19 protein-coding genes, 2 tRNA genes and 2 rRNA genes are annotated in these 21,472 nt (G+C 45.0%); 11 read left to right on the top strand and 12 right to left on the bottom strand.

Translation table 11 applies throughout. The features are described 5' to 3' along the window. Positions 1-46 precede the first annotated feature (46 nt). The 5 genes from AB1Y31_00245 to tyrS all read right to left on the bottom strand — a co-directional run bounded on the left by AB1Y31_00245 (position 47) and on the right by tyrS (position 6,503). Positions 47-2,936 (bottom strand): 23S ribosomal RNA (locus AB1Y31_00245). A gap of 205 nt (positions 2,937-3,141) precedes the next feature. Beyond that, positions 3,142-3,217, bottom strand: a tRNA-Ala gene (locus tag AB1Y31_00240). 19 nt (positions 3,218-3,236) lie between these two features. Next, a tRNA-Ile gene (locus AB1Y31_00235) sits at positions 3,237-3,313 on the bottom strand. 58 nt (positions 3,314-3,371) lie between these two features. Then, a 16S ribosomal RNA gene (locus AB1Y31_00230) occupies positions 3,372-4,909 on the bottom strand. The 16S and 23S rRNA genes sit together here with 2 tRNA genes alongside, the layout of an rRNA operon. Positions 4,910-5,300: 391 nt before the next feature. Further along, on the bottom strand, positions 5,301-6,503 hold the full coding sequence (gene tyrS, locus AB1Y31_00225; protein ID MEW4981599.1) for a tyrosine--tRNA ligase: 1,203 nt from the start codon (positions 6,501-6,503) through the stop codon (positions 5,301-5,303). A 202-nt stretch (positions 6,504-6,705) separates the two neighbouring features. Between tyrS and AB1Y31_00220 the strand changes: the two genes are divergently transcribed. Beyond that, positions 6,706-8,124, top strand: a complete 1,419-nt coding sequence (locus AB1Y31_00220; GenBank protein ID MEW4981598.1) for a peptidoglycan DD-metalloendopeptidase family protein — start codon at positions 6,706-6,708, stop codon at positions 8,122-8,124. Between the two features lie 6 nt (positions 8,125-8,130). Then, positions 8,131-9,231: an anhydro-N-acetylmuramic acid kinase gene (locus AB1Y31_00215; protein MEW4981597.1), complete on the top strand. Its 1,101-nt coding sequence runs from the start codon at positions 8,131-8,133 to the stop codon at positions 9,229-9,231. A gap of 42 nt (positions 9,232-9,273) precedes the next feature. On the opposite strand, the gene erpA is transcribed toward AB1Y31_00215, so the two are convergent. The 4 genes from erpA to argC form a co-directional block, all read right to left on the bottom strand. Continuing rightward, positions 9,274-9,627, bottom strand: coding sequence for an iron-sulfur cluster insertion protein ErpA (erpA, locus tag AB1Y31_00210; GenBank protein ID MEW4981596.1), 354 nt, complete (start codon positions 9,625-9,627; stop codon positions 9,274-9,276). 60 nt (positions 9,628-9,687) lie between these two features. Further along, positions 9,688-10,104 (bottom strand): polymer-forming cytoskeletal protein, encoded by a 417-nt coding sequence (locus tag AB1Y31_00205; protein MEW4981595.1) that lies wholly within the window; start codon positions 10,102-10,104, stop codon positions 9,688-9,690. Positions 10,105-10,187: 83 nt separating this feature from the next. Further along, positions 10,188-10,910 carry a DUF6776 family protein gene (locus AB1Y31_00200; GenBank protein ID MEW4981594.1) on the bottom strand — a complete coding sequence of 241 codons (723 nt, stop codon included), beginning with the start codon at positions 10,908-10,910 and terminating at the stop codon, positions 10,188-10,190. A 24-nt stretch (positions 10,911-10,934) separates the two neighbouring features. Further along, on the bottom strand, positions 10,935-11,966 hold the full coding sequence (gene argC / locus AB1Y31_00195; GenBank protein MEW4981593.1) for an N-acetyl-gamma-glutamyl-phosphate reductase: 1,032 nt from the start codon (positions 11,964-11,966) through the stop codon (positions 10,935-10,937). A 72-nt stretch (positions 11,967-12,038) separates the two neighbouring features. On the opposite strand from argC, the gene AB1Y31_00190 reads away from it, so the two are divergent. The 4 genes from AB1Y31_00190 to AB1Y31_00175 all read left to right on the top strand — a co-directional run bounded on the left by AB1Y31_00190 (position 12,039) and on the right by AB1Y31_00175 (position 14,647). After that, positions 12,039-13,331 carry a chloride channel protein gene (locus tag AB1Y31_00190; GenBank protein MEW4981592.1) on the top strand — a complete coding sequence of 431 codons (1,293 nt, stop codon included), beginning with the start codon at positions 12,039-12,041 and terminating at the stop codon, positions 13,329-13,331. Beyond that, positions 13,318-13,824, top strand: coding sequence for a TlpA disulfide reductase family protein (locus tag AB1Y31_00185; GenBank protein ID MEW4981591.1), 507 nt, complete (start codon positions 13,318-13,320; stop codon positions 13,822-13,824). The genes AB1Y31_00190 and AB1Y31_00185 overlap by 14 nt, the downstream gene beginning before the upstream one ends. Then, complete coding sequence (gene hemJ / locus AB1Y31_00180; protein ID MEW4981590.1) at positions 13,824-14,246, top strand: protoporphyrinogen oxidase HemJ; 423 nt, start codon at positions 13,824-13,826, stop codon at positions 14,244-14,246. Before AB1Y31_00185 ends, hemJ begins: the two co-directional genes overlap by 1 nt. A gap of 98 nt (positions 14,247-14,344) precedes the next feature. Then, positions 14,345-14,647: an oxidative damage protection protein gene (locus AB1Y31_00175; GenBank protein MEW4981589.1), complete on the top strand. Its 303-nt coding sequence runs from the start codon at positions 14,345-14,347 to the stop codon at positions 14,645-14,647. Positions 14,648-14,652: 5 nt separating this feature from the next. On the opposite strand, the gene AB1Y31_00170 is transcribed toward AB1Y31_00175, so the two are convergent. Together AB1Y31_00170 and AB1Y31_00165 are read right to left on the bottom strand one after the other, a co-directional pair. Further along, complete coding sequence (locus tag AB1Y31_00170) at positions 14,653-15,891, bottom strand: ATP-grasp domain-containing protein (protein MEW4981588.1); 1,239 nt, start codon at positions 15,889-15,891, stop codon at positions 14,653-14,655. A gap of 16 nt (positions 15,892-15,907) precedes the next feature. Continuing rightward, complete coding sequence (locus AB1Y31_00165) at positions 15,908-16,297, bottom strand: iron-sulfur cluster assembly accessory protein (GenBank protein ID MEW4981587.1); 390 nt, start codon at positions 16,295-16,297, stop codon at positions 15,908-15,910. A gap of 421 nt (positions 16,298-16,718) precedes the next feature. Here AB1Y31_00165 and AB1Y31_00160 point away from each other — a divergent pair, with 421 nt between their 5' ends. The 5 genes from AB1Y31_00160 (at position 16,719) to AB1Y31_00140 (ending at position 20,969) form a co-directional block, all read left to right on the top strand. After that, positions 16,719-17,129: a hypothetical protein gene (locus AB1Y31_00160; GenBank protein ID MEW4981586.1), complete on the top strand. Its 411-nt coding sequence runs from the start codon at positions 16,719-16,721 to the stop codon at positions 17,127-17,129. A 751-nt stretch (positions 17,130-17,880) separates the two neighbouring features. Further along, on the top strand, positions 17,881-19,131 hold the full coding sequence (locus AB1Y31_00155; GenBank protein ID MEW4981585.1) for a porin: 1,251 nt from the start codon (positions 17,881-17,883) through the stop codon (positions 19,129-19,131). A gap of 72 nt (positions 19,132-19,203) precedes the next feature. Next, positions 19,204-19,656: an FMN-binding protein gene (locus tag AB1Y31_00150; protein MEW4981584.1), complete on the top strand. Its 453-nt coding sequence runs from the start codon at positions 19,204-19,206 to the stop codon at positions 19,654-19,656. A gap of 3 nt (positions 19,657-19,659) precedes the next feature. After that, complete coding sequence (locus AB1Y31_00145; GenBank protein ID MEW4981583.1) at positions 19,660-20,412, top strand: PepSY domain-containing protein; 753 nt, start codon at positions 19,660-19,662, stop codon at positions 20,410-20,412. Positions 20,413-20,420: 8 nt separating this feature from the next. Then, on the top strand, positions 20,421-20,969 hold the full coding sequence (locus AB1Y31_00140; GenBank protein ID MEW4981582.1) for a class II aldolase/adducin family protein: 549 nt from the start codon (positions 20,421-20,423) through the stop codon (positions 20,967-20,969). On the opposite strand, the gene AB1Y31_00135 is transcribed toward AB1Y31_00140, so the two are convergent. Beyond that, a complete protein-coding gene (locus AB1Y31_00135) occupies positions 20,966-21,469 on the bottom strand; it encodes a DUF5063 domain-containing protein (protein MEW4981581.1) in 504 nt (167 codons plus the stop codon). The two genes, AB1Y31_00140 and AB1Y31_00135, sit on opposite strands and share 4 nt — an antisense overlap. Between the last annotated feature and the right edge of the window lie 3 nt (positions 21,470-21,472).

Below are 21,472 nucleotides of genomic sequence, written 5' to 3'. Positions count from 1 at the left end.
TATTCATATGTTTGTTATTTACGATAACAACCCTTTTGGGTGTTATATGGTCAAGCCTCACGGGCAATTAGTACACGTTAGCTTCACACATTACTGCGCTTCCACACCGTGCCTATCAACCTTGTAGTCTTCAAGGGCCCTTCAGGATTCTTAAAGAATCAGTGAGAATTAATCTTGGAAGAGGCTTCGCGCTTAGATGCTTTCAGCGCTTATCCCGTCCGAACGTAGCTACCCGGCAATGCCACTGGCGTGACAACCGGAACACCAGAGGTTCGTCCACTTCGGTCCTCTCGTACTAGAAGCAGCTTTCCTCAATTCTCAAACGCCCACGGCAGATAGGGACCGAACTGTCTCACGACGTTCTAAACCCAGCTCGCGTACCACTTTAAATGGCGAACAGCCATACCCTTGGGACCGGCTACAGCCCCAGGATGTGATGAGCCGACATCGAGGTGCCAAACACCGCCGTCGATATGAACTCTTGGGCGGTATCAGCCTGTTATCCCCGGAGTACCTTTTATCCGTTGAGCGATGGCCCTTCCATACAGAACCACCGGATCACTATGACCTACTTTCGTACCTGCTCGATGTGTCTATCTCGCAGTCAAGCACCCTTATGCCATTGCACTAAGCGGACGATTTCCGACCGTCCTTAGGGTACCTTCGTGCTCCTCCGTTACTCTTTGGGAGGAGACCGCCCCAGTCAAACTACCCACCATACACTGTCCCCGATCCGGATAACGGACCTGGGTTAGAACTCCAAACATACCAGGGTGGTATTTCAAGGGTGACTCCACGAAAACTAGCGTTCTCGCTTCAAAGTCTCCCACCTATCCTACACAAATAGGTTCAAAGTTCAGTGCAAAGCTATAGTAAAGGTTCACGGGGTCTTTCCGTCTAGCCGCGGGTACACTGCATCTTAACAGCAATTTCAATTTCACTGAGTCTCTGGTGGAGACAGTGTGGCCGTCGTTACGCCATTCGTGCAGGTCGGAACTTACCCGACAAGGAATTTCGCTACCTTAGGACCGTTATAGTTACGGCCGCCGTTTACCGGGGCTTCGATCAAGAGCTTCTCCGAAGATAACCCCATCAATTAACCTTCCGGCACCGGGCAGGCGTCACACCCTATACTTCCTCTTACGAGTTTGCAGAGTGCTATGTTTTTAGTAAACAGTCGCAGCCACCATTTTATTGCAACCCTCTTGAGCTTATGGAGCAAGTCCAATCACCTAGAGGGCGTACCTTCTCCCGAAGTTACGGTACCATTTTGCCTAGTTCCTTCACCAGAGTTCTCTCAAGCGCCTTAGAATTCTCATCCCACCCACCTGTGTCGGTTTGGGGTACGGACGCTTATAACCTGAAGCTTAGAAGATTTTCTTGGAAGCATGGCATCAATCACTCCGGACTCCGTAGAGTCCTCGACATCACATCTCAGGTTTAATGTACTCCCGGATTTACCTAAGAATACGCCCTACATGCTTAAACATACATATCCAACAGTATGCTGATCTAGCCTTCTCCGTCTCTCCATCGCAGTTACAAGCGGTACAGGAATATTAACCTGTTGTCCATCGACTACGCCTTTCGGCCTCGCCTTAGGTTCCGACTAACCCTGCGCTGATTAGCATTGCGCAGGAAACCTTGGGTTTTCGGCGTGGGAGTTTTTCACTCCCATTATCGTTACTCATGTCAGCATTCGCACTTCTGATACCTCCAGCAAACCTCTCGATTCACCTTCGCAGGCTTACAGAACGCTCCTCTACCATGCGTATAAATACGCATCCGTAGCTTCGGTATGATACTTAAGCCCCGATAAATCTTCCGCGCAAACCGACTTGACCAGTGAGCTATTACGCTTTCTTTAAAGGATGGCTGCTTCTAAGCCAACCTCCTGGCTGTCTGTGCCTTTTCACATCGTTTTCCACTGAGTATCATTTTGGGACCTTAGCTGACGGTCTGGGCTGTTTCCCTTTCCACAACGGACCTTATCACCCGCCGTGTGTCTCCCGCAATTGCACTTGTTGGTATTCGGAGTTTGCAACGGGTTGGTAAGTCGGGATGACCCCCTAGCCGTAACAGTGCTCTACCCCCAACAGTGATATGCGAGGCTCTACCTAAATAGATTTCGAGGAGAACCAGCTATCTCCGGGCTTGTTTAGCCTTTCACTCCGATCCACAGCTCATCCCCTCATTTTTCAACATAAGTGGGTTCGGGCCTCCAGTAGGTTTTACCCCACCTTCACCCTGGCCATGGATAGATCGCCCGGTTTCGGGTCTACTCCCAGCGACTAATTCGCCCTATTAAGACTCGGTTTCCCTACGCCTCCCCTAACGGTTAAGCTTGCCACTGAAAGTAAGTCGCTGACCCATTATACAAAAGGTACGCAGTCACATAACAAGTATGCTCCCACTGCTTGTATGCATACGGTTTCAGGATCTATTTCACTCCCCTAACAGGGGTTCTTTTCGCCTTTCCCTCACGGTACTGGTTCACTATCGGTCGACAAGTAGTATTTAGCCTTGGAGGATGGTCCCCCCATTTTCAATCAGGATATCACGTGTCCCGACCTACTCGATTTCACTCTAAATGCACTTTCGTGTACGGGGCTATCACCCACTATGGCCAAACTTTCCAGAATGTTCCACTAACACAAATAGAGCTTAAGGGCTGGTCCCCGTTCGCTCGCCGCTACTAAGGGAATCTCGGTTGATTTCTTTTCCTCTGGGTACTTAGATGTTTCAGTTCCCCAGGTTCGCTCCTTATACCTATGTATTCAGTATAAGGTGACCATTAAAAATGGCCGGGTTTCCCCATTCGGAAATCTTCGGATCAAAGGTTGTTTGCTACCTCCCCGAAGCTTATCGCAAGCTACAACGTCCTTCATCGCCTCTTGTCGCCTAGGCATCCACCGTATGCACTTATTCACTTGACCATATAACCCCAAAAAGGCTATAGATCCGCAAATAACTATCTATATGAATATCTAAGCCATATTAAACATGCGATATCACGTCTAATATGTCTTATATAACGCTAGCAACTAGGTGCTATCGTTACATGTACAACTTTCTAAATTGTTAAAGAGCTATCAACACTAATGTCAATTCAATAAACCCTCGTTAGAAGACTTATTGAATTGGTGGAGCCAGACGGGATCGAACCGTCGACCCCCTGCTTGCAAAGCAGGTGCTCTCCCAGCTGAGCTATGGCCCCAATCATAGTATTACGAGCGTGGTGGGTCTGGGTGGATTTGAACCACCGACCTCACCCTTATCAGGGGTGCGCTCTAACCAACTGAGCTACAGACCCTAGCTCGGGTGTCTATCAAGTAATTTGTGTGAACACTTATGCAATGTTTATGTCATAGAAAGGAGGTGATCCAGCCCCAGGTTCCCCTAGGGCTACCTTGTTACGACTTCACCCCAGTCATGAATCACAAAGTGGTGAGCGGCCTCCCGAAGGTTAGCCTACCCACTTCTTTTGCAACCCACTCCCATGGTGTGACGGGCGGTGTGTACAAGGCCCGGGAACGAATTCACCGCGGCATTCTGATCCGCGATTACTAGCGATTCCAGCTTCATGCAGTCGAGTTGCAGACTGCAATCCGGACTAGGACCGGCTTTAAGGGATTGGCTTACTCTCGCGAGTTCGCAGCCCTCTGTACCGGCCATTGTAGCACGTGTGTAGCCCTACCCATAAGGGCCATGATGACTTGACGTCGTCCCCACCTTCCTCCGGTTTATCACCGGCAGTCTCCTTAGAGTGCCCAACTAAATGGTAGCAACTAAGGATAAGGGTTGCGCTCGTTACGGGACTTAACCCAACATCTCACGACACGAGCTGACGACAGCCATGCAGCACCTGTATCAGAGTTCCCGAAGGCACCAATCCATCTCTGGAAAGTTCTCTGTATGTCAAGGGTAGGTAAGGTTCTTCGCGTTGCATCGAATTAAACCACATGCTCCACCGCTTGTGCGGGCCCCCGTCAATTCATTTGAGTTTTAGCCTTGCGGCCGTACTCCCCAGGCGGTCAACTTATTGCGTTAGCTGCACCACTAAGCGGAAACCCGCCCAACAGTTAGTTGACATCGTTTACGGCGTGGACTACCGGGGTATCTAATCCCGTTTGCTACCCACGCTTTCGCACCTCAGCGTCAGTGTTGGTCCAGAGAGCCGCCTTCGCCACTGGTGTTCCTTCAGATATCTACGCATTTCACCGCTACACCTGAAATTCCACTCTCCTCTACCACACTCTAGTTAAACAGTTTCAAATGCAGTTCCCAGGTTGAGCCCGGGGCTTTCACATCTGACTTATCTAACCGCCTACGCGCGCTTTACGCCCAGTAATTCCGATTAACGCTTGCACCCTCCGTATTACCGCGGCTGCTGGCACGGAGTTAGCCGGTGCTTCTTCTGTAGGTAACGTCAGGGTAAGCAGTTATTAACTACTTACTTTTCCTCCCTACTGAAAGTGCTTTACAACCCTAAGGCCTTCTTCACACACGCGGCATTGCTGCATCAGACTTTCGTCCATTGTGCAATATTCCCCACTGCTGCCTCCCGTAGGAGTCTGGGCCGTGTCTCAGTCCCAGTGTGGCTGATCATCCTCTCAAACCAGCTACGGATCGTCGCCTTGGTGAGCCATTACCTCACCAACTAGCTAATCCGACATAGGCTCATCTAATAGTGCAAGGCCCGAAGGTCCCCTGCTTTGCCCCGTAGGGATTATGCGGTATTAGCCTGGTTTTCACCAGGTTGTCCCCCGCTACTAGGTAGATTCCTATGCATTACTCACCCGTCCGCCACTCGACGCCTGCTAGCAAGCTAGCATCGTTTCCGTTCGACTTGCATGTGTTAGGCATGCCGCCAGCGTTCAATCTGAGCCATGATCAAACTCTTCAGTTTATATTTTTCGACCTCTTAAAAGGAGGTCTAGATCTTGCTCAATATAGAATTAAACGTTTATTACTTAAATTTAAAACTTAAGTGCGTCCAACCTATATTGATTATTTTTTAATATAACTTAAACAATCAACACAAGTGTCCACACAAATTACTTGATAAATTTTTAAAGAGCTGGTTCAAACTTCGTCTGAACCGAGCCAGCTATTATAATCAGATTCTTGCTAAAAGCAAACTTTTATTTAACTTTATCAGCTTAAATAAACATCGATTTGTTACCGACTCACCCTCTCGCCTTGTAGCAATAATTCGCTGCTTGGCCAGAAGAGATGCGTATTATAGGGACAATATCTTTACCGTCAAACGTTATTTCAACCTTTCATCCATTTATTTCCTAAGCTATTGTTATCCTTGAATACTTTCTTTTGCCAACTTGCACGAGGTACTCTTTCCCCAACTCCAACACTGCTTTCTTATCATCCACTTTAAGGCTATCAACCTTAACCGCACCTTGCTTCATCATCCTATATGATTCTGAGGTACTGACGGTTAGGCCTGCTTCTTTTAGTGCATTAGCTATTAGTAAGCTTTCGCCGTTTGTTATTACGACGTTTTCAATTTGCTCTGGTATTTGCCCGTGCTTAAATCTTGACTCAAAGGCTTCACGTGCCTTTGCAGCGGCTCGCGCATCATGGAAACGCTCAACGATTTCCATGGCCAATTTAACTTTTATATTTTTAGGGTTCTCTTCGCCCGCTTCACAAGACGCTTTCCAACTGTCTATTTCACTCATTTCCCTAAAGCTGAGTAATTCGTAGTAGCGCCACATTAATACGTCAGATATCGACATTAATTTGCCAAACATTTCCGATGGCTCTTCATTGATGCCTATATAGTTACCTAACGATTTTGACATTTTCTGAACGCCATCAAGCCCTTCTAGTATTGGCATTGTCATCACCACTTGGGGCGACTGACCGTATACCTCTTGTAATTGACGGCCTACTAACAAGTTGAATTTCTGATCTGTCCCGCCCAACTCTACGTCAGACTCAAGCGCTACAGAGTCATAACCTTGTATCAACGGATACAAAAACTCATGTATCGCAATCGGTTTGCCGCCGGTATATCGCTTATTAAAGTCGTCTCTTTCCAACATCCGCGCAACGGTGTGCTTTGCCGCCAACTGGATAAGGTCTGATGCATCAAACTTTGACATCCACGTTGAGTTGAAAACCACTTCAGTTTTTTCAGCGTCTAATATTTTAAACACCTGTTGCGTATAAGACTTTGCATTCTCAATCACATCTTCTTTTGTAAGCGGTGGCCGCGTTGCCGATTTACCTGTGGGGTCACCAATCATCCCAGTGAAATCGCCAATCAAGAACAAAATATGATGCCCCTCGTCTTGAAACTGTTTTAACTTATTGATCAGAACCGTATGACCCAAGTGAAGGTCTGGGGCGGTCGGGTCGAAGCCCGCTTTTATTCTTAGTTTTGTCCCTGATGCAATCTTCTTTTCAAAATCCGCCTCGACCAATATTTCATCAGCGCCACGCTTCAAGCGCTCTAATTGTATTTTTACAGCTTCACTCACCAAATTCCCCTTCTATATAGTGTAGGTCGCGAAAGATACTGCATATTAAATATAAATCAACTATTTATGTGATGGCTTTATCGTTTAACCCTACAGCATTCTTCAGTTTTATACTTTTCACTTTACTTACTATACAATGGCTAAGATATGGCTTTATATAGCTTTTTTGTTTTATATTAAACAACCACTAATTAAGATATTTATGATTAAACCCAGCTTAATTAATCGTGATTTTAAGATTAGGGCCAACCGTGCTCACCTTAACCACAAGAAAACAAAACTGCCTATCGTCCTTCTAGGCACGTCTCTATTATTTGCCGCCGTATTTTATTTCAAGAGCGCAACATCTCTTACTGACTCTGATAACAATGTAGACTTAACAGCTTCGAGCCACGTTATTTCTATTGATTTACCTAACAACTCTCCCGATGATTTCTCACCTCCGGTTCTTGATACAGTTAGCAAAAGACTCACGCTCACTTCGACGAACAAAAAAAAGGCTATCATCACGACAAACTCCGAGGAAACGGCTTGGAAACAGTACACCGTTAAATCCGGCGACAACTTGGCTAAAATATTCAAGCGCCTAGAGTACTCACCCACAACTCTGCATAACATTATTAAACTCGGCGGCAAAGCAAACGCCTTAAAGAACATTAAGCCTGGGCAAACTCTTCGATTCGCACAAAACTCAAACGCTGAATGCATTTCACTTGAATACGATATAGATCGAATTAAAACGCTTAAAATTAAAACATCAGGCAATGGCTTTACCGCCTTGATTAGTGAAAAACCTGTTGAAATATCACACGCTACTGCATCCGCTGAAATACAAAACTCGCTCTTTTATGACGCTAAACAAGCAGGGATTTCCGACAAAACCATCATGGAGCTTGCCAATATCTTTGGTTGGGACATTGATTTTTCCCAAGGCTTAAGACAAGGCGACTCTTTCACCTTGTTATATGAATCTAAGTTCATTGATGGCAAACGTATCGAAAATGGTCATATCTTAGCTGCTGAATTTATAAATCGTGGCGACAAGTATCAAGCTATCCGCTTTGCCGACAAAAATGGTGACGCCGAGTACTTCTCACCTGACGGCAAGAGCATGCGAAAAACCTTTCTACGTAACCCAATCGACTTTGCAAGAGTCAGCTCTCATTTCAACTTACGCAGAAAACACCCTGTTCTAAATAGGATTCGGGCACACAAAGGCGTTGATTATGCCGCGTCCACAGGCACGCCAATTAAATCTACTGGGGACGGTAAAGTAATATTCCGCGGCGTTAAGGGGGGCTATGGGCGCGTTGTGATTGTTCAGCATGGGCAAAAATACAGCTCATTGTATGCACATATGTCCAAATATGGCCGCTATAAAAAGGGCTCACGCATTAAACAGGGCCAAACCCTTGGTTACGTTGGCATGTCTGGCTTAGCAACGGGGCCGCATTTACATTATGAGCTTAGAATAAATGGCGTTCATCGAAACCCACTAACGGCTAAATTTCCCGCCGCTAAGCCAATTGATAAGAATTTACTGGCTAAATTTAAGCAACGAACAGCCCCGCTTCTAGCACAATTGGAAATAGCAAAACAAACTCAGCTAGCGCTTAACTAGCAGCACGTGAGTCAGCTTTATATCGGTTTAATGTCTGGCACCAGTTTAGACGGTGTCGATGTTGCCATTGTTGACTTTAATGATGAAACGCCAAGTCTTGTTTCAAGCCATTTCAAGACATACCCTAATGCGCTGTATTTGGCCTTAAAGGAAGCCTGCCAACAAACGACAATTTCATTTAATGAATTTGGCACACTCGACTCTCGACTTGGGAGTTTCTACGCCCAATGTATTCGGCAAGCATTACTCGAAGCAAACATTAGCAGCAAGGACATCATCGCCATCGGCTCGCACGGCCAAACCATTCAACACAGCCCGAACAGCAACCCTCCTTTTACTTTACAAATTGGCGATGCCAACTGCATTACTGAAAAAACAGGGATTACCGTCGTTAGCGACTTTAGAAGGCGCGACATTGCAGCAGGTGGACAAGGAGCGCCCTTAGTTCCAGCTTTCCATCACGCTATCTTTCAATCAGCTAAAAATAGCCTCGCTATTATTAATATTGGCGGCATCTCAAACATAACCTACCTAGATCAAGACTTGCGCGAGCCTACTATTGGTTTTGATTGTGGACCAGGAAACACGTTAATGGATCAATGGTGCCAGCAGCACTTTGATATGCCATACGACAAATCAGGCACCTTGTCTAAAACTGGCTCTATCTGCACACCCTTGCTCGACAGCATGATGGCCGACCCATATTTTTCATTAGCTTACCCAAAAAGTACTGGCCCTGAGTATTTCAATCTCGCTTGGCTAAAGAGGCACCTTGATAAGCAGCCAAGCAATACAAACGACACCCTAAGCACCTTATGCGAGCTGACCGCTAGGTGTATTGTTTTAAGCTTAGAAGAATTCAGCTCTGTTAATGAAGCACTTATTTGCGGCGGCGGTGTTCACAATGCGTTTTTAATGCAAAGACTACGCAGCTTGCTCGACTTACCAGTAGAAACGACGGCCAGCCACGGCGTCGACCCTGACTGGGTGGAAGCAATGGCTTTTGCATGGCTTGCCAAACAAACTATGGAGGGGAAAACCAGTAACACCCCATCCGTAACAGGGGCGAAAAAAGCCGTTATTTTAGGCGCTATTTACTCAGCCTAAACTCATACGGCGTATTTTTTTGAAATTGTGCTTTTATAAACCTTAAGCGGCAAAGGATGAACCACAACCACACGTTGTTGTTGCATTAGGGTTACGAATGACAAACTGAGAGCCCTGTAAATCTTCTTTAAAATCCACTTCTGCTTTCTCTAGATATTGGTAACTCATCGGATCAATAACCACCACGACACCGTCTTTCTCTATACCAAAATCATCTTCGGCCATTGTTTCGTCGAAAGTAAACCCATATTGAAAACCAGAGCAACCGCCACCTGTAATATATACGCGAAGTTTAAGCTCAGGGTTACCCTCTTCTTTTATCAACTCAGCCACTTTTTTGGCCGCGCTATCTGTAAAGTTAATATCGGCTTCTGCCGCAAATGTTGTCATATTCAATCTCTTTATTAAATTTATTACTATCTGGGGTTAGTACACTTTCAAGCAAGAAAGTTCGCTTTATGCAGGCACATTCTCGGTCGTAGTAACCATGTTTGAGCCTTCGCTTTGCTGTCTTACTAACTGACCGTTCACTTCGGCACCCACTTCCATTTCTATTAGATTATACTGGACATTACCCGTAATACGCGAATTGGCAATTAATTGCACCCTTTCAGATGCAGCCACATCACCTTGAACCTCTCCATCAATAACCACTGTCGGCACATTCACATTGCCATGAATAGAACCCAACTTACTCAATGTAAGCGTTGTTTCGGAAGCATGCTCCGCTGATACATTTCCAACCACTCGACCATCTATATGCAAGCCGCCAGCATAAACAATATCGCCTTGAATAACAGTGCCCTCTCCAATGATGGTTGATACATTGGTTGTGTTTATTTCTTTTAATTTTTTTGTATCCGAAGAAAACATATCTCTTAACCCTTTGTTTTATTACATAGTTCAACAGTATAGTACAGTCTAACTTAGATACACGCTATATCCTGTATCTTAAGCTAGTCCCTAGCGATCGCCTCAGACCACAGCCAATGTTGTTTAATCTCTTTAGAGCCTTTCTTGGCGGAGTTTAGTGCCACCTTGATTTTCAATGGCACAAACCCATTTGGGAATTTAAGCTCACCCGCTAGTATTTCGTAATACTTAAAAGAAAAGCCTGTTGCTTGCGGCTCCCCCAACGACATATCTTTGATTGACAGCACTTTCTCAGCCCCTTGCAGCTCACCCACAACCGATATCGTATATTGCCCCTTGATCGCTCTTTTCTGGCCAGCTCCTTGCGCTAAAATTAACTGATATTCGTAACCAAGCCCCACATCCAGTGGTTTAACCTCAAAGCTATTAATATACAAACCCTTCAGCAGCGTTTCAGGAGCAACCACTCGTTGATAAAATGCCAACTGCTCTTTTACTTCACTCAGCTCATCATGCAGTTTTGTTAATGAGCGTCTCGAATCCTTTTGCGCCTGCGCATCAATCATTTTTGAGCTTTCAACAAAGTCTTGCTGTTTAACCAGCTCCTTATTCTGTCTTGTTAGCTCAGCCAGCGAGGTTTGCAGCAATGTATTCTCATACCGGTAATCATCGACACTTTTAACAAAAAACCGCCCCAACGCAAAAGATAACAGCAACGCTACTAGGATAAAAACAAGCGAATTTCGTTCAATGGCTTTCCTGCGCTTCGCCTGGTGATAGGGATGTGGGCACTGGTGGCGGATCATCGGTACGAACTTCTTATTACTGGACTATGGATACAAGCCAACCTGATTTAACCCCGCGCGCTCATCCAGACCAAACATAATATTCATATTATGGATGGCTTGACCCGACGCGCCTTTCACCAAGTTATCAATCACTGACAACACGGTCACGATATGCCCACCTTGTGGCTGATGTACAGCAATTTGGCAGCGATTCGTACCGCGCACATCGCCCGTATCTGGGTGCGCCCCTGCCGGTAACACATCAACAAACGGCTCGTCTGCGTAGCACTCTTCAAACAACGCTTGCAGATCAATATTTGTTTCTTTTAGCGGCGCGTATAATGTCGCATGAATACCACGAATCATCGGCACTAGGTGCGGTGTAAAGGTTAATGAAACAGGCGCAGATGATAGCGTCTGTAACTCCTGTGAGATTTCAGGCAAATGCCGATGCCCCGGCACACCATACGCTTTAAAACTTTCGCCGCTTTCGCTCATCAAACCAACAACACTGGCAGAACGACCGGCCCCGCTAACGCCTGATTTTGCATCCGAAATCAGCATTGACACATCAATCGCATTAGCCTTAATTAACGGTAGGAACCCCAATTGTGTTGCCGTTGGGTAACAGCCTGGGTTCGCCACTAATGTCGCTGTTTTTATCGCCGCACGATTTGTTTCAGGCAAGCCATATACCGCTTGTTCAAGCAAGTCTGGGCAAACGTGCTTGGCACCATACCACTGCTCCCAAACAGCAACATCTTTCAGCCTGAAATCAGCAGACAAATCGATCAGTTTAACGCCAGCAGCCAACAACTCTTTTGCCATATGCATGGCCGTCGCATTTGGCGTAGCAAAAAACACAAGGTCGCAGTCTGTCAGGTTCTCAACCAGTGGCTCTACAAAACACAACTCATTGAAACCACGTAAATTTGGGTACACCGAATCAACCCGTAAGCCCTTTTCAGCACGTGACGTAACGACTCGCACATCTACATCTGGATGCATAGCGAGCAACCTAAGCAATTCAACGCCGGTATAACCAGTGCCACCTACAATACCTACCTTAATCACGTTTCTTCCTCTTTAAACTAATCCTCATATCGCGCACATTTTACACTAGCACCGTCTGATATACTTAATGGAATGCCAAACCCCGACAAACACTCGCTTTTACAGCTGATATCTACTTCAAAAACACATCTTGTTTTCTGGTTAGGCGCTATTTTTGTTGGTCTATCATCCATCGCATTAACGCTTGGTAGTGAATACGTGAGTGAGCTCTTTAGACAGCTCTATCAGAAATATTTACTGTACAGCTTCTTATTTACCCCAATCTGCCTCACTTTACTTGCTTGGATTACCTTTACTTTTTTCCCCGGCGCAGAGCGCAGTGGTGTGCCGCAAGTTAAAGCGGCTCTGCAACCATCCGAAGTCGGCAGTGAAAAGCCATTTTTAAGTTTTCGCATTATTATTGGTAAGTTATTACTCAGCATTGGCGGCATCTTTGCTGGCGCATCCGTCGGTTTAGGCGGTCCAGCCATCCACATAGGCGCCGCTTTAATGACTTATTTTGGGCGCTTTGCTAATTTTGGGCCGCACTACCTAGAGCGTGGATTAATTCTAGCGGGCAGTTCAGCGGGGTTTGCAGCCATTTTTAGTGCTCCGTTAGCAGGGATTGTCTTTGCCATTGAAGAAATGGGCCGCTCATTGGAAGAAAAGACTAGTGGCCTTATTTTAACAGCGGTTATCTTTGCTGGGGCAACCGCCCTTATTATTCATGGGCAATATGTGTTTTTCGACAATCGATCCACTGCTTTCCCTTGGGGAAAAGCTTGGTTTATTATTCCTATCTGTGGGGTCGCAACTGGCCTGATGGGTGGTCTGTTCAGCCTCATTCTTTTAAAAGGCGGTGATTTTTTTAAAAAAATCACTTACTTGTCACCCCTTAAAATAGCGTTTATTTGCGGCATTATTATTGCCATTTTGAATTACTTCAGCGATGGCGCCACTGCGGGTACGGGTTACCAAGAAACCAAAAACTACCTACACAATGCGCAAACCATGTCGGCTGAATATCCTCTTATGCGTATGCTAGCCAGTATCGCAACCTTCTTCATTGGAATTCCTGCCGGCATTTTTGTACCCTCGCTTTCTGTTGGCGCTGGCATTGGTGCCAATCTCGCTGAGTGGATACCCATAGCCCCTCTGTCCGTCGTGATCCTACTCGGCATGACTGGCTATTTCGCGGGCATGCTGCAAGCACCGCTAACCTCGTTTGTTATCATTATGGAAATGACTAACTCTCATGACTTGTTGCTACCAATGATGGCGACTGCTTTTATCGCCAATGGAACCTCCAAACTTATTTGCCCTCTATCTTTATATGAGGGCTTAACTCAACATTATCTAAAAGTAGAAAACCATGAGCAAAAATAAATCCACCAACATCATTCTCGCGATAATGCTAATTGGCTTCGCTGGGTTACTCTATTTCAATGGCGGCGCTATTAACACGTTACCAAACATTTCAGTTAACACCATTAACGGCGAAAAAATCGCCTTATCTTCATTAAAAGGCAAGCCTAGCCTAATCACTTTCTGGGCAACTGACTGCCCCGGCTGTATCAAAGAAATACCCCATTTAAAAGCCATACACGCTGACTATGTCGCTAAAGGTGTGAACATTATTGCCATTGCGATGAAATATGACCGCCCCGACCACGTTATAGCCATGAGCAAAGAAAAAAATCTGCCCTATAAAGTAGCCCTCGACCCGATGGGCGATGCGGCTAAAGCATTCGGTAATGTTCGATTGACACCGACAACGTTCCTAATCGCCCCAGATTCAAGCATCTCTATGCAAAAGCTGGGCGTATTCGATGAACAAGATATGCGCCAACAACTCGATAAACTATTGGCTAACAGTTAATGTGGTACAAAGCCTTACACATGATCTTCATGGTGACGTGGTTTGCCGGTCTGTTCTATTTACCTCGCCTATTTGTCTATCACGCGATGAGCGATGATGAGACCAGTCACCAGCGTTTCAAAATAATGGAGCGCAAATTGTATTTCGGCATCATGACGCCCGGGCTGATCCTCACCTTGGTCTTCGGCGTTTTGATGCTAACCGATTATGCCTGGGCGGCTTTTGGACAAGCGGGTTGGTTGCATGCCAAATTAACACTGATTGCCGTACTGTGCATTTATCACGTTTACTGCGGCAAATGGTTATTAGACTTTAAGCACGACAGGAATACGCACAGCCACGTGTATTTTCGCTGGATGAACGAGGTTCCTGTTTTATTCTTGGTTGCCATTATTATTTTGGCAACCGTTAAACCCTTTTAACTCAAAAGTTAATAGTCGCCATCATTTGTTCAAGCCTTATGACTTACACAACGGCAAACCTTGTATAATTATTGTTTAGAATCAATTCAGAGTAGATCATGACTAACACCGTTCAATGCGTCGTCCTTAAAACAGAAGCCGAGGCGCTAGATAGCGCACCTCACCCAGGCGAACTAGGTGAAAGAATTTTAGCAAATGTATCTAAAGAAGGCTGGAGTCAGTGGCTTGAACGCTTAGCCACTATCATTAATGAAAACGGCTTAAGCACCGCCGATGTAGAAAGCATTCAATTGATTGAAAGCCATATGAAAGGCTTTTTCTTTGGCGAAGGTGAAATGGGACAACTGCCTGCAGGCTTTCATGAGGGCTCACAATCAGCAGCCCCTTCTAAGGGCAAATAAACGGCTTAACTGCTAATCACTTTAAACGTCGGCATTATCACTATTTTTAAGCATGCGTGCGCCTTTCTAAGCGCCAACTCGGCCAACTCGGCCGTTGGCGCTTTGGCAAAAATAAAGCCCAAATAGCTCGCCCCCTCAGGCAAAGGCACTAACTCGTAACCTTCGCGCACACTAATACCAATATCAGTGATATGAGGCAGTTGTTTTGCACGGCTAATACCTTCAACTCGACGCAAAATCCCTTGCGACGGAATAGGAATCATCAGCACACCTACGCTATTTTTTAACGCCGGAATATCAACTGGCTTGCCCAATGCTTGTAGAAGAACTAATTCTTCCAGACCTATATTTAAGCCAAATTTCAGCATATCTGCACAATCTCCACCGATGGTGCGTGATGCCATTTCTATAATATATGCTTCTTTATTCTGCAGCCTAAGCTCTGCGTGTATCGGCCCTTCCCGCAAGCCATAGGCGTCGCAGGCTTGTTCTACTCGAGAATGAATTAATAACTGCTCATCTGCCGATAAGCTCGTTGGTGCCAAGTAATACGTCTCTTCGAAAAACGGACCTTCCATCGGGTCGGGCTTATCAAAAATCGTTAACCGTTTTAACTTCCCCTTATGTAGCAAGCCTTCAAATGCCATTTCTTTGCCCGAAATATACGCTTCAATTAATACGTTCTCACGCTCAAACGAATCGGTTAAATGCATCAATATTAATTTAACCCGATCTAGCGCTGCTATACATTCTTGGAAATTGTTCGCCCGTATAACGCCTTTGCTACCCGACATCGCAAGTGGCTTCACTACCACCGGATATTGCAATTCATTTAACTGCGAGGCGACAGGCTCTGTCAGGTCAACCGTTCGAAAAGCAGGCGTAATAACACCGCACTCCTTAAGTCGCTGTCTCGCCAAATCTTTTCTACGTGTTAATTCTGCTGAATCTGGTGCATTTGATGATAAGCCGAGTGCTTGCGCGACCACCGATGCCAGCCTAACGCCAGCATCATCCGTCGAAACAACCGCTTGAAAATGATGCGTCTTATCAGCCTGCAACACAATGCTAAGGCTAAAAGCATCATCGTGAAAGTTTACTTGAAGGCCATCAGCCACCGAACTCACTAAGGAGTATTGGCTCTGAGACGCAATAACCAACTTGATATTTAAGTGTTTCGCCGCTTCTATATAAGCGTGAATTCTATAACTATTATGCGGCGCTATCAGTAAAACGCTTCGCATATAAGCTATCTAGCGACTAGCCGCAACCGCCACCTGAAGAACCGCAAGAGCCACAACCACCTGAACCACCCGTTGCCGCAAACACGTTATTAAAGACAAAACTAGCCTCGCCCATGCCCTTGTCTACAAAATCAATTTCAACACCGCGCATGTAATTTAGCGCAACGGTATCAACATAAACCTTGTAATCACCTGAATCGAGCACACTATCGAAAGGTGTTTTTTCATCACTAAACGTCATGCCATATGACATACCGCCGCAACCGCCACCTGAGACAAAAATTCGAATAGCGTCCATTTCATCGCCCACGTCGACAAATAGCTCTTTAAGCTTTTCTCCTGCCGCTTCGCTGATGTTGATATCTGCTGCTGTTAGAACCGAATTAAATGAACCTGCTGCACCCATGACTGACTCCTGAAAAAAATAGATCTGATCTTCATTATACGAGATATTACGACTCATAAGCGGTTTAAAGGTGGAATTGCAAGCGAATCGTACTGATAAAAATTCGCATGATGATATTAGGCGCAATCGCTTTAAAACAAGGGAATAAGCAAGATGAGAAAAAAAAGAATCAGCCCTTACCGGCTACTTAACTCTAGACACAGCGTTTGCCTCCCTACCGCACATCACTTTCGCCCAGGAATTGAATATAGCATTCCTGATAACGCTTATCCGTTAGCACCACCAATACCTAGCGTTACTGCGCTACATTTTTTATAAACGCCCTTCTTTTCACTATATATACTCGCAACCTTTTTCTCTTGTCGCTATTTATACCCGCTTTTTTATGAATCGGTTGACAGCCAGTTAGCATATTGCTTTAATGAGAATGATTATCATTAACATCAAGAAAAAGGAAACCATGCAACATAAAGCAACTAAGAATACCCCAAATGGAGCTCAAACAAATCAAGAAAACAACTCGTCCTATACCGCAGGTAAGCAACTCAAAAACAACGTTACCCCAGATAAGCTAAAAGCAGAGGTGCCGTCAATGGAAGAACTTAAAGCCATCACTTTATACCTAATGACTAAGTTTGCTGCGACCCAAAGTAAAAAATATGCTTTGGCAGCCTATAAGCACCTATGCATGATAAGTGACCGACACAGCAAGAACCCCGAATTACAATTTCTGAATCGCTCTTTAGCACTTGAATGGCATACCATTTATCGCAACATTGGTTATTCTGCACAAAGTACGCAGGCAGCAAACAGAGAAAAGACCGTGAACTAGTTTAGTAAAGACTAAATAGTTTTATCATTGGATTCCGCATCAGAATAATCAACGCTTACCGAGTCTATTAATAGGCTTTCGAGGAGGTTTGGTTGCATTTTTATTGCTTAGAATTATTCTTCAATGTTTAAGTACAACATGACACGCAGGTCGGTAAACTTGTTTTAAGATGGCATTACCCGCTTTGTTGTTTCTTTACTTAACTTAAGTCTATTACTAAGCGAATAACAGGCCTTTAAATAGTTCAACGGCGTTAACAATAGCCATCGAAGACGCGCCACTTTTTAGACCGTAGTACTACTCACACCATTTACCCTTTTGCTCGTGCGCCATGCTGAAGACGCAGCAAAACAACTTGTGGGGAATTTGGGTTTTTTATTTGTGCCCCACGGCGCAATCCACAAGGCCACACCAAACACCACCACCCTTAGTTTTTGCTCTAACTTTGAGTTAGCTACGGCACATTAACAATGTGTCCTCATACGAACCATTTAGCAAAATTCAGCCGCTAACGTTTTCTTTAAAGCTTTATTAACATTAGGCCGATCCAGCATATTGCATATACAAATAGGTTCATTTACGTCAGAAGCTCTCCTTTAGTTTCTCAGCTTAAGAAGGCACTCAGAACTTCAAAAACATTTCTTTTTAAGAAAGAATGTGATTATTCGCATTAAAATACAACCTTGATATTGCTAATGAGAATGATTCGCATTACTATGCACGCTCTTAATAACAAGATAGGAAACCACCAATGAACTTCGCAACTCTCGCTAAAAATACTGGGCTCGCCGTTGCCCTCAGTATCGGCATCAGCCCCCTTGCATCGGCCCTCACATTAGAAGACCTAGCTAAAAGGCTCGATGCGCTTGAAATACAAAACAAGCAATTAAGCAAAGAAAATGCCCAACTTCGAGACGCTGTTGCACAAACAAACGACAAAGTAGAAGCTGCTGTTATCGCTACCGAGTCTATTGCCGATAGTGCAAGTGGCATCCAAAAACTAGCCAACTTCGCTGACAAAACAACCATCGGTGGTTACGGCGAATTGCATTACAACAACCTATCTGGCAAAGGCGGCGCCAGCGATAAAGATGAGATTGATTTCCACCGTTTTGTTTTATTCTTCGGTCATGAGTTCAGTGACGACATTCGTTTCTTCTCAGAACTTGAAGTTGAGCACAGCATTGCTGGTGAAGGTAAAAGCGGTGAAGTTGAGTTAGAACAGGCGTATATCGACTTTGACCTAAACGACAACCACACAGCCCGCGCAGGTTTATTCTTGCTACCTGTTGGCATCATCAACGAAACACACGAGCCACCTACTTTTTATGGCACAGAACGTAATCCTGTTGAGAAAAACATTATCCCAGCTACATGGTGGGCAGCGGGTGCCGGCTTAAACGGCCAATTAGGCGGTGGCTTTAGCTACGACGCTTATGTACACTCTGGCCTCGCTGTACCTGGAACAGGTAAAAATGCTTGGAAAGTTCGTAGCGGTCGTCAAAAGGTGAGCAAAGCTAAAGCCAATGACCCAGCTGCAACCGCACGCCTTAAGTACACTGGCATTCCAGGACTGGAACTTGCTGTTAGCGCGCAATACCAACAAGACATGGGCCAAGGTTTAGTTGCCGGTCTTGATAGCGGTACATTGATTGAAACACATGCTATCTGGAAGTCAGGCCCCTTTGGTGTTAAAGCGCTATACGCTGCTTGGGATATCGATGGATCCGAGGTTAAAGCAGCCGGTGCTGATGAGCAAGAAGGCTTTTACATTGAACCTTCTTACAAAATATCAGAAAAATTCGGTGTGTTTGCTCGCTTTAACCAGTGGGACAATCAAGCCGGTAGCAGCGCAAGCGAATCTGAAAAAGAACAGTGGGACATCGGTGTTAACTACTGGCCACACGAAAACGTGGTTATCAAAGCCGATTACCAGTACCAAAACAATGACGACGGCGAAGATCAAAACGGTCTAAACATCGGACTTGGCTACCAGTTCTAAGAATATAAGGTAAGATCAGTAAACATGAGAACACTTGTACTTTTTATCTCCTTACTTTTCTTGCAACCTGTTATGGCTAAAGGGGTTTATCAAACCCCTTTAGCCTTTCTTGATCAAACATTCAGCGGTGATGTACCCAGTGCAACGAATATTTGGCTGACCACGCAGAAAAAACAAGTTATCAGCAATATCTTGCAACACTCACCTTCTTTCATTCGCGTTAAATATTGGCAGCATGAGTCAAAAACAGCTTGGATACTCAGTGAAGTGGGCAAGGAAAAACCCATCACTGTCGGTGTCGTTATTGACGATGGCAAAATTCAACAACTCAAGGTGTTAACGTTTCGAGAATCTAGAGGCTGGGAAGTTAAACACAATTTCTTTACCCGTCAATTTGACCATGTTGGACTAAACCAAGAGCGGCGACTAGACAAATCTATTGACGGCATTTCTGGCGCGACCCTTTCCGTTCGAGCACTCAAAAAAATTGCTAGAATAGCACTGTATCTCGAACAACAACTCTAGGTCATGGGCAACAGAAGGCAGCAACGCAAAAAACTAAAATCGTTATATGTTTGGCACCGCTACGCAGGGCTATTTACTGCGCTGTTTATTATCTTTATTACCGTTAGCGGTATTGCGTTAAACCATACTGATGACCTCGCACTGAAAAAACAGCATATCAGTAGCAACATCCTGTTAGACAGCTATAACATTCAAGCGCCAAGCTTCATATTGCAATTCAGCAGTGGGCAACGAGTCATCACACAGGCCGACAACTTCTTATTCATCAATGCTGGCAACGCCATAACAGCTGAAGAGCCATTAATTGGCGTTGCTGAATTTGACAACTTCCTGATCATCGCGTTAAGCAATGCTCTTCTTTTAATAGATTCTAACCATCAGCTCGTCGAGACCTTGGGCCATATTGATGGTGTTCCAAATAACATTTCTAGCCTTGGCGTGGATAAAAGTCATCGAGTCACCCTGCTAGCCAACAATCAGCTTTATCAACTAGATAATGACCTCAGTTTGCAAAAAGTGTCCATGGATCACGCCATCAACTGGTCAACAGCTGAACGCATGTCAGAGAGTGAAACAGCTCATATTGCCCAACGCTACAGATCCAACATCATCTCGCTAGAAACCCTTCTTCTAGATATCCACAGTGGGCGATTTTTTGGCTCGTACGGTACTTTATTTTTTGACTTAATCGGCATTGTTCTTTTGTTTTTAGCCTTCACTGGGGTTATTATTTGGATAAAACAACGTCTCAAATAGGTGCCTTAATGCCGCAACAAGAACAGCTCTGCTTTTACTATCGACTCTTACGGCAACATGGCTTAAACGATTCGCACAGTGGCAACGGTTCTGTTCGGTTAAGCGACGCCTTCGCCATAACAAAAACAGGCGCATGCGCTGACACTATAAAAGTCGACGAGCTTATTCATTGCCATCTCAACAAACCGCCGCCTGAAAACGCCTCATTGGACGCCAGTATTCACCAGTCTATCTATCAAACAAATGAACGTTATCAAGCTGTTTTACACGCCCACAACCCCTACACCATTGCCTTAACTCTACACAGCCAACAGTTTTCCCCTGTCGACTTTGAAGGCAAACTCTATTTTGGCGACCTGCAAGTCATTGAATGTGAGGCTAAACGCTATCTTGAGGTGATGCCAAAACGCATCTGCGAGTCTTTAAAACAGCAACCTATCGCCATCGTTCAATCGCACGGTGTGTATGCCGCAGCAGGCAGCTTAGAATTAGCCTATAAATGGTTATGCTCCATTGAACAATCGGCAAAAATAAAGTGGCTAACTAAACAAATCTAAATCTGGTGGTGTACACGCAGGTCATACAAGTGCTTTTCTGCATCAATTAGATGTTTGCCCCAGTGTAAAAAAAAGCCATCTCGCCAAAGACTCAACGCTGCTGGCAAGTTTTCTTGGCCTAAATTAATGAGGTCAAGGCCCCGTTTGATTTCAAAGTAAAGATCAGCTAAGTCACCCGAGAGGCTACCATACAGCTCGTTTTCAGCCAGCTCTTCACCTAACTCATAGGCATCCTTTTCACCCAAGCTGTTTTTAAGGTGGCAAAACAAATCAAAACGCTCGTCAATATCTGATAAGGCGAACAAGCATTCACCCCGATCATTTGCACTGTCAATAACACCCATCACCGCATGAATCTGCGGCAAAATCAAGCTGATGTCATTCAACCATTCTTGAGAGGAAAACTCATGTATATTTTCAATCAGAAAACAAAATCGCTTTGCATTTCCCTGCAAATCTTGGATTTGTTTTAATATTTTATTTTTGTTTTCCCTAAGCACACA

This window comes from Cycloclasticus sp. (assembly GCA_040743155.1).
Taxonomy (GTDB): Bacteria; Pseudomonadota; Gammaproteobacteria; order Methylococcales; family Cycloclasticaceae; genus Cycloclasticus.
The sequence above is the reverse complement of the archived record's forward strand: the minus strand, read 5'-3'. Positions and strand labels throughout refer to the sequence as shown.

What these genes read in the sequence shown, in the direction of transcription:
- AB1Y31_00140 (MEW4981582.1), top strand. Translation starts at nt 20,421, where the DNA reads ATGCCGCAACAAGAACAGCTCTGCTTTTACTATCGACTCTTACGGCAA.
- AB1Y31_00170 (MEW4981588.1), bottom strand. Translation starts at nt 15,891, where the DNA reads ATGCGAAGCGTTTTACTGATAGCGCCGCATAATAGTTATAGAATTCAC.
- AB1Y31_00155 (MEW4981585.1), top strand. Translation starts at nt 17,881, where the DNA reads ATGAACTTCGCAACTCTCGCTAAAAATACTGGGCTCGCCGTTGCCCTC.
- hemJ (MEW4981590.1), top strand. Translation starts at nt 13,824, where the DNA reads ATGTGGTACAAAGCCTTACACATGATCTTCATGGTGACGTGGTTTGCC.
- AB1Y31_00175 (MEW4981589.1), top strand. Translation starts at nt 14,345, where the DNA reads ATGACTAACACCGTTCAATGCGTCGTCCTTAAAACAGAAGCCGAGGCG.
- AB1Y31_00205 (MEW4981595.1), bottom strand. Translation starts at nt 10,104, where the DNA reads ATGTTTTCTTCGGATACAAAAAAATTAAAAGAAATAAACACAACCAAT.
- AB1Y31_00150 (MEW4981584.1), top strand. Translation starts at nt 19,204, where the DNA reads ATGGCTAAAGGGGTTTATCAAACCCCTTTAGCCTTTCTTGATCAAACA.
- AB1Y31_00145 (MEW4981583.1), top strand. Translation starts at nt 19,660, where the DNA reads ATGGGCAACAGAAGGCAGCAACGCAAAAAACTAAAATCGTTATATGTT.
- AB1Y31_00220 (MEW4981598.1), top strand. Translation starts at nt 6,706, where the DNA reads ATGATTAAACCCAGCTTAATTAATCGTGATTTTAAGATTAGGGCCAAC.
- AB1Y31_00160 (MEW4981586.1), top strand. Translation starts at nt 16,719, where the DNA reads ATGAGAATGATTATCATTAACATCAAGAAAAAGGAAACCATGCAACAT.
- AB1Y31_00200 (MEW4981594.1), bottom strand. Translation starts at nt 10,910, where the DNA reads ATGATCCGCCACCAGTGCCCACATCCCTATCACCAGGCGAAGCGCAGG.
- AB1Y31_00185 (MEW4981591.1), top strand. Translation starts at nt 13,318, where the DNA reads ATGAGCAAAAATAAATCCACCAACATCATTCTCGCGATAATGCTAATT.
- AB1Y31_00165 (MEW4981587.1), bottom strand. Translation starts at nt 16,297, where the DNA reads ATGGGTGCAGCAGGTTCATTTAATTCGGTTCTAACAGCAGCAGATATC.
- AB1Y31_00190 (MEW4981592.1), top strand. Translation starts at nt 12,039, where the DNA reads ATGCCAAACCCCGACAAACACTCGCTTTTACAGCTGATATCTACTTCA.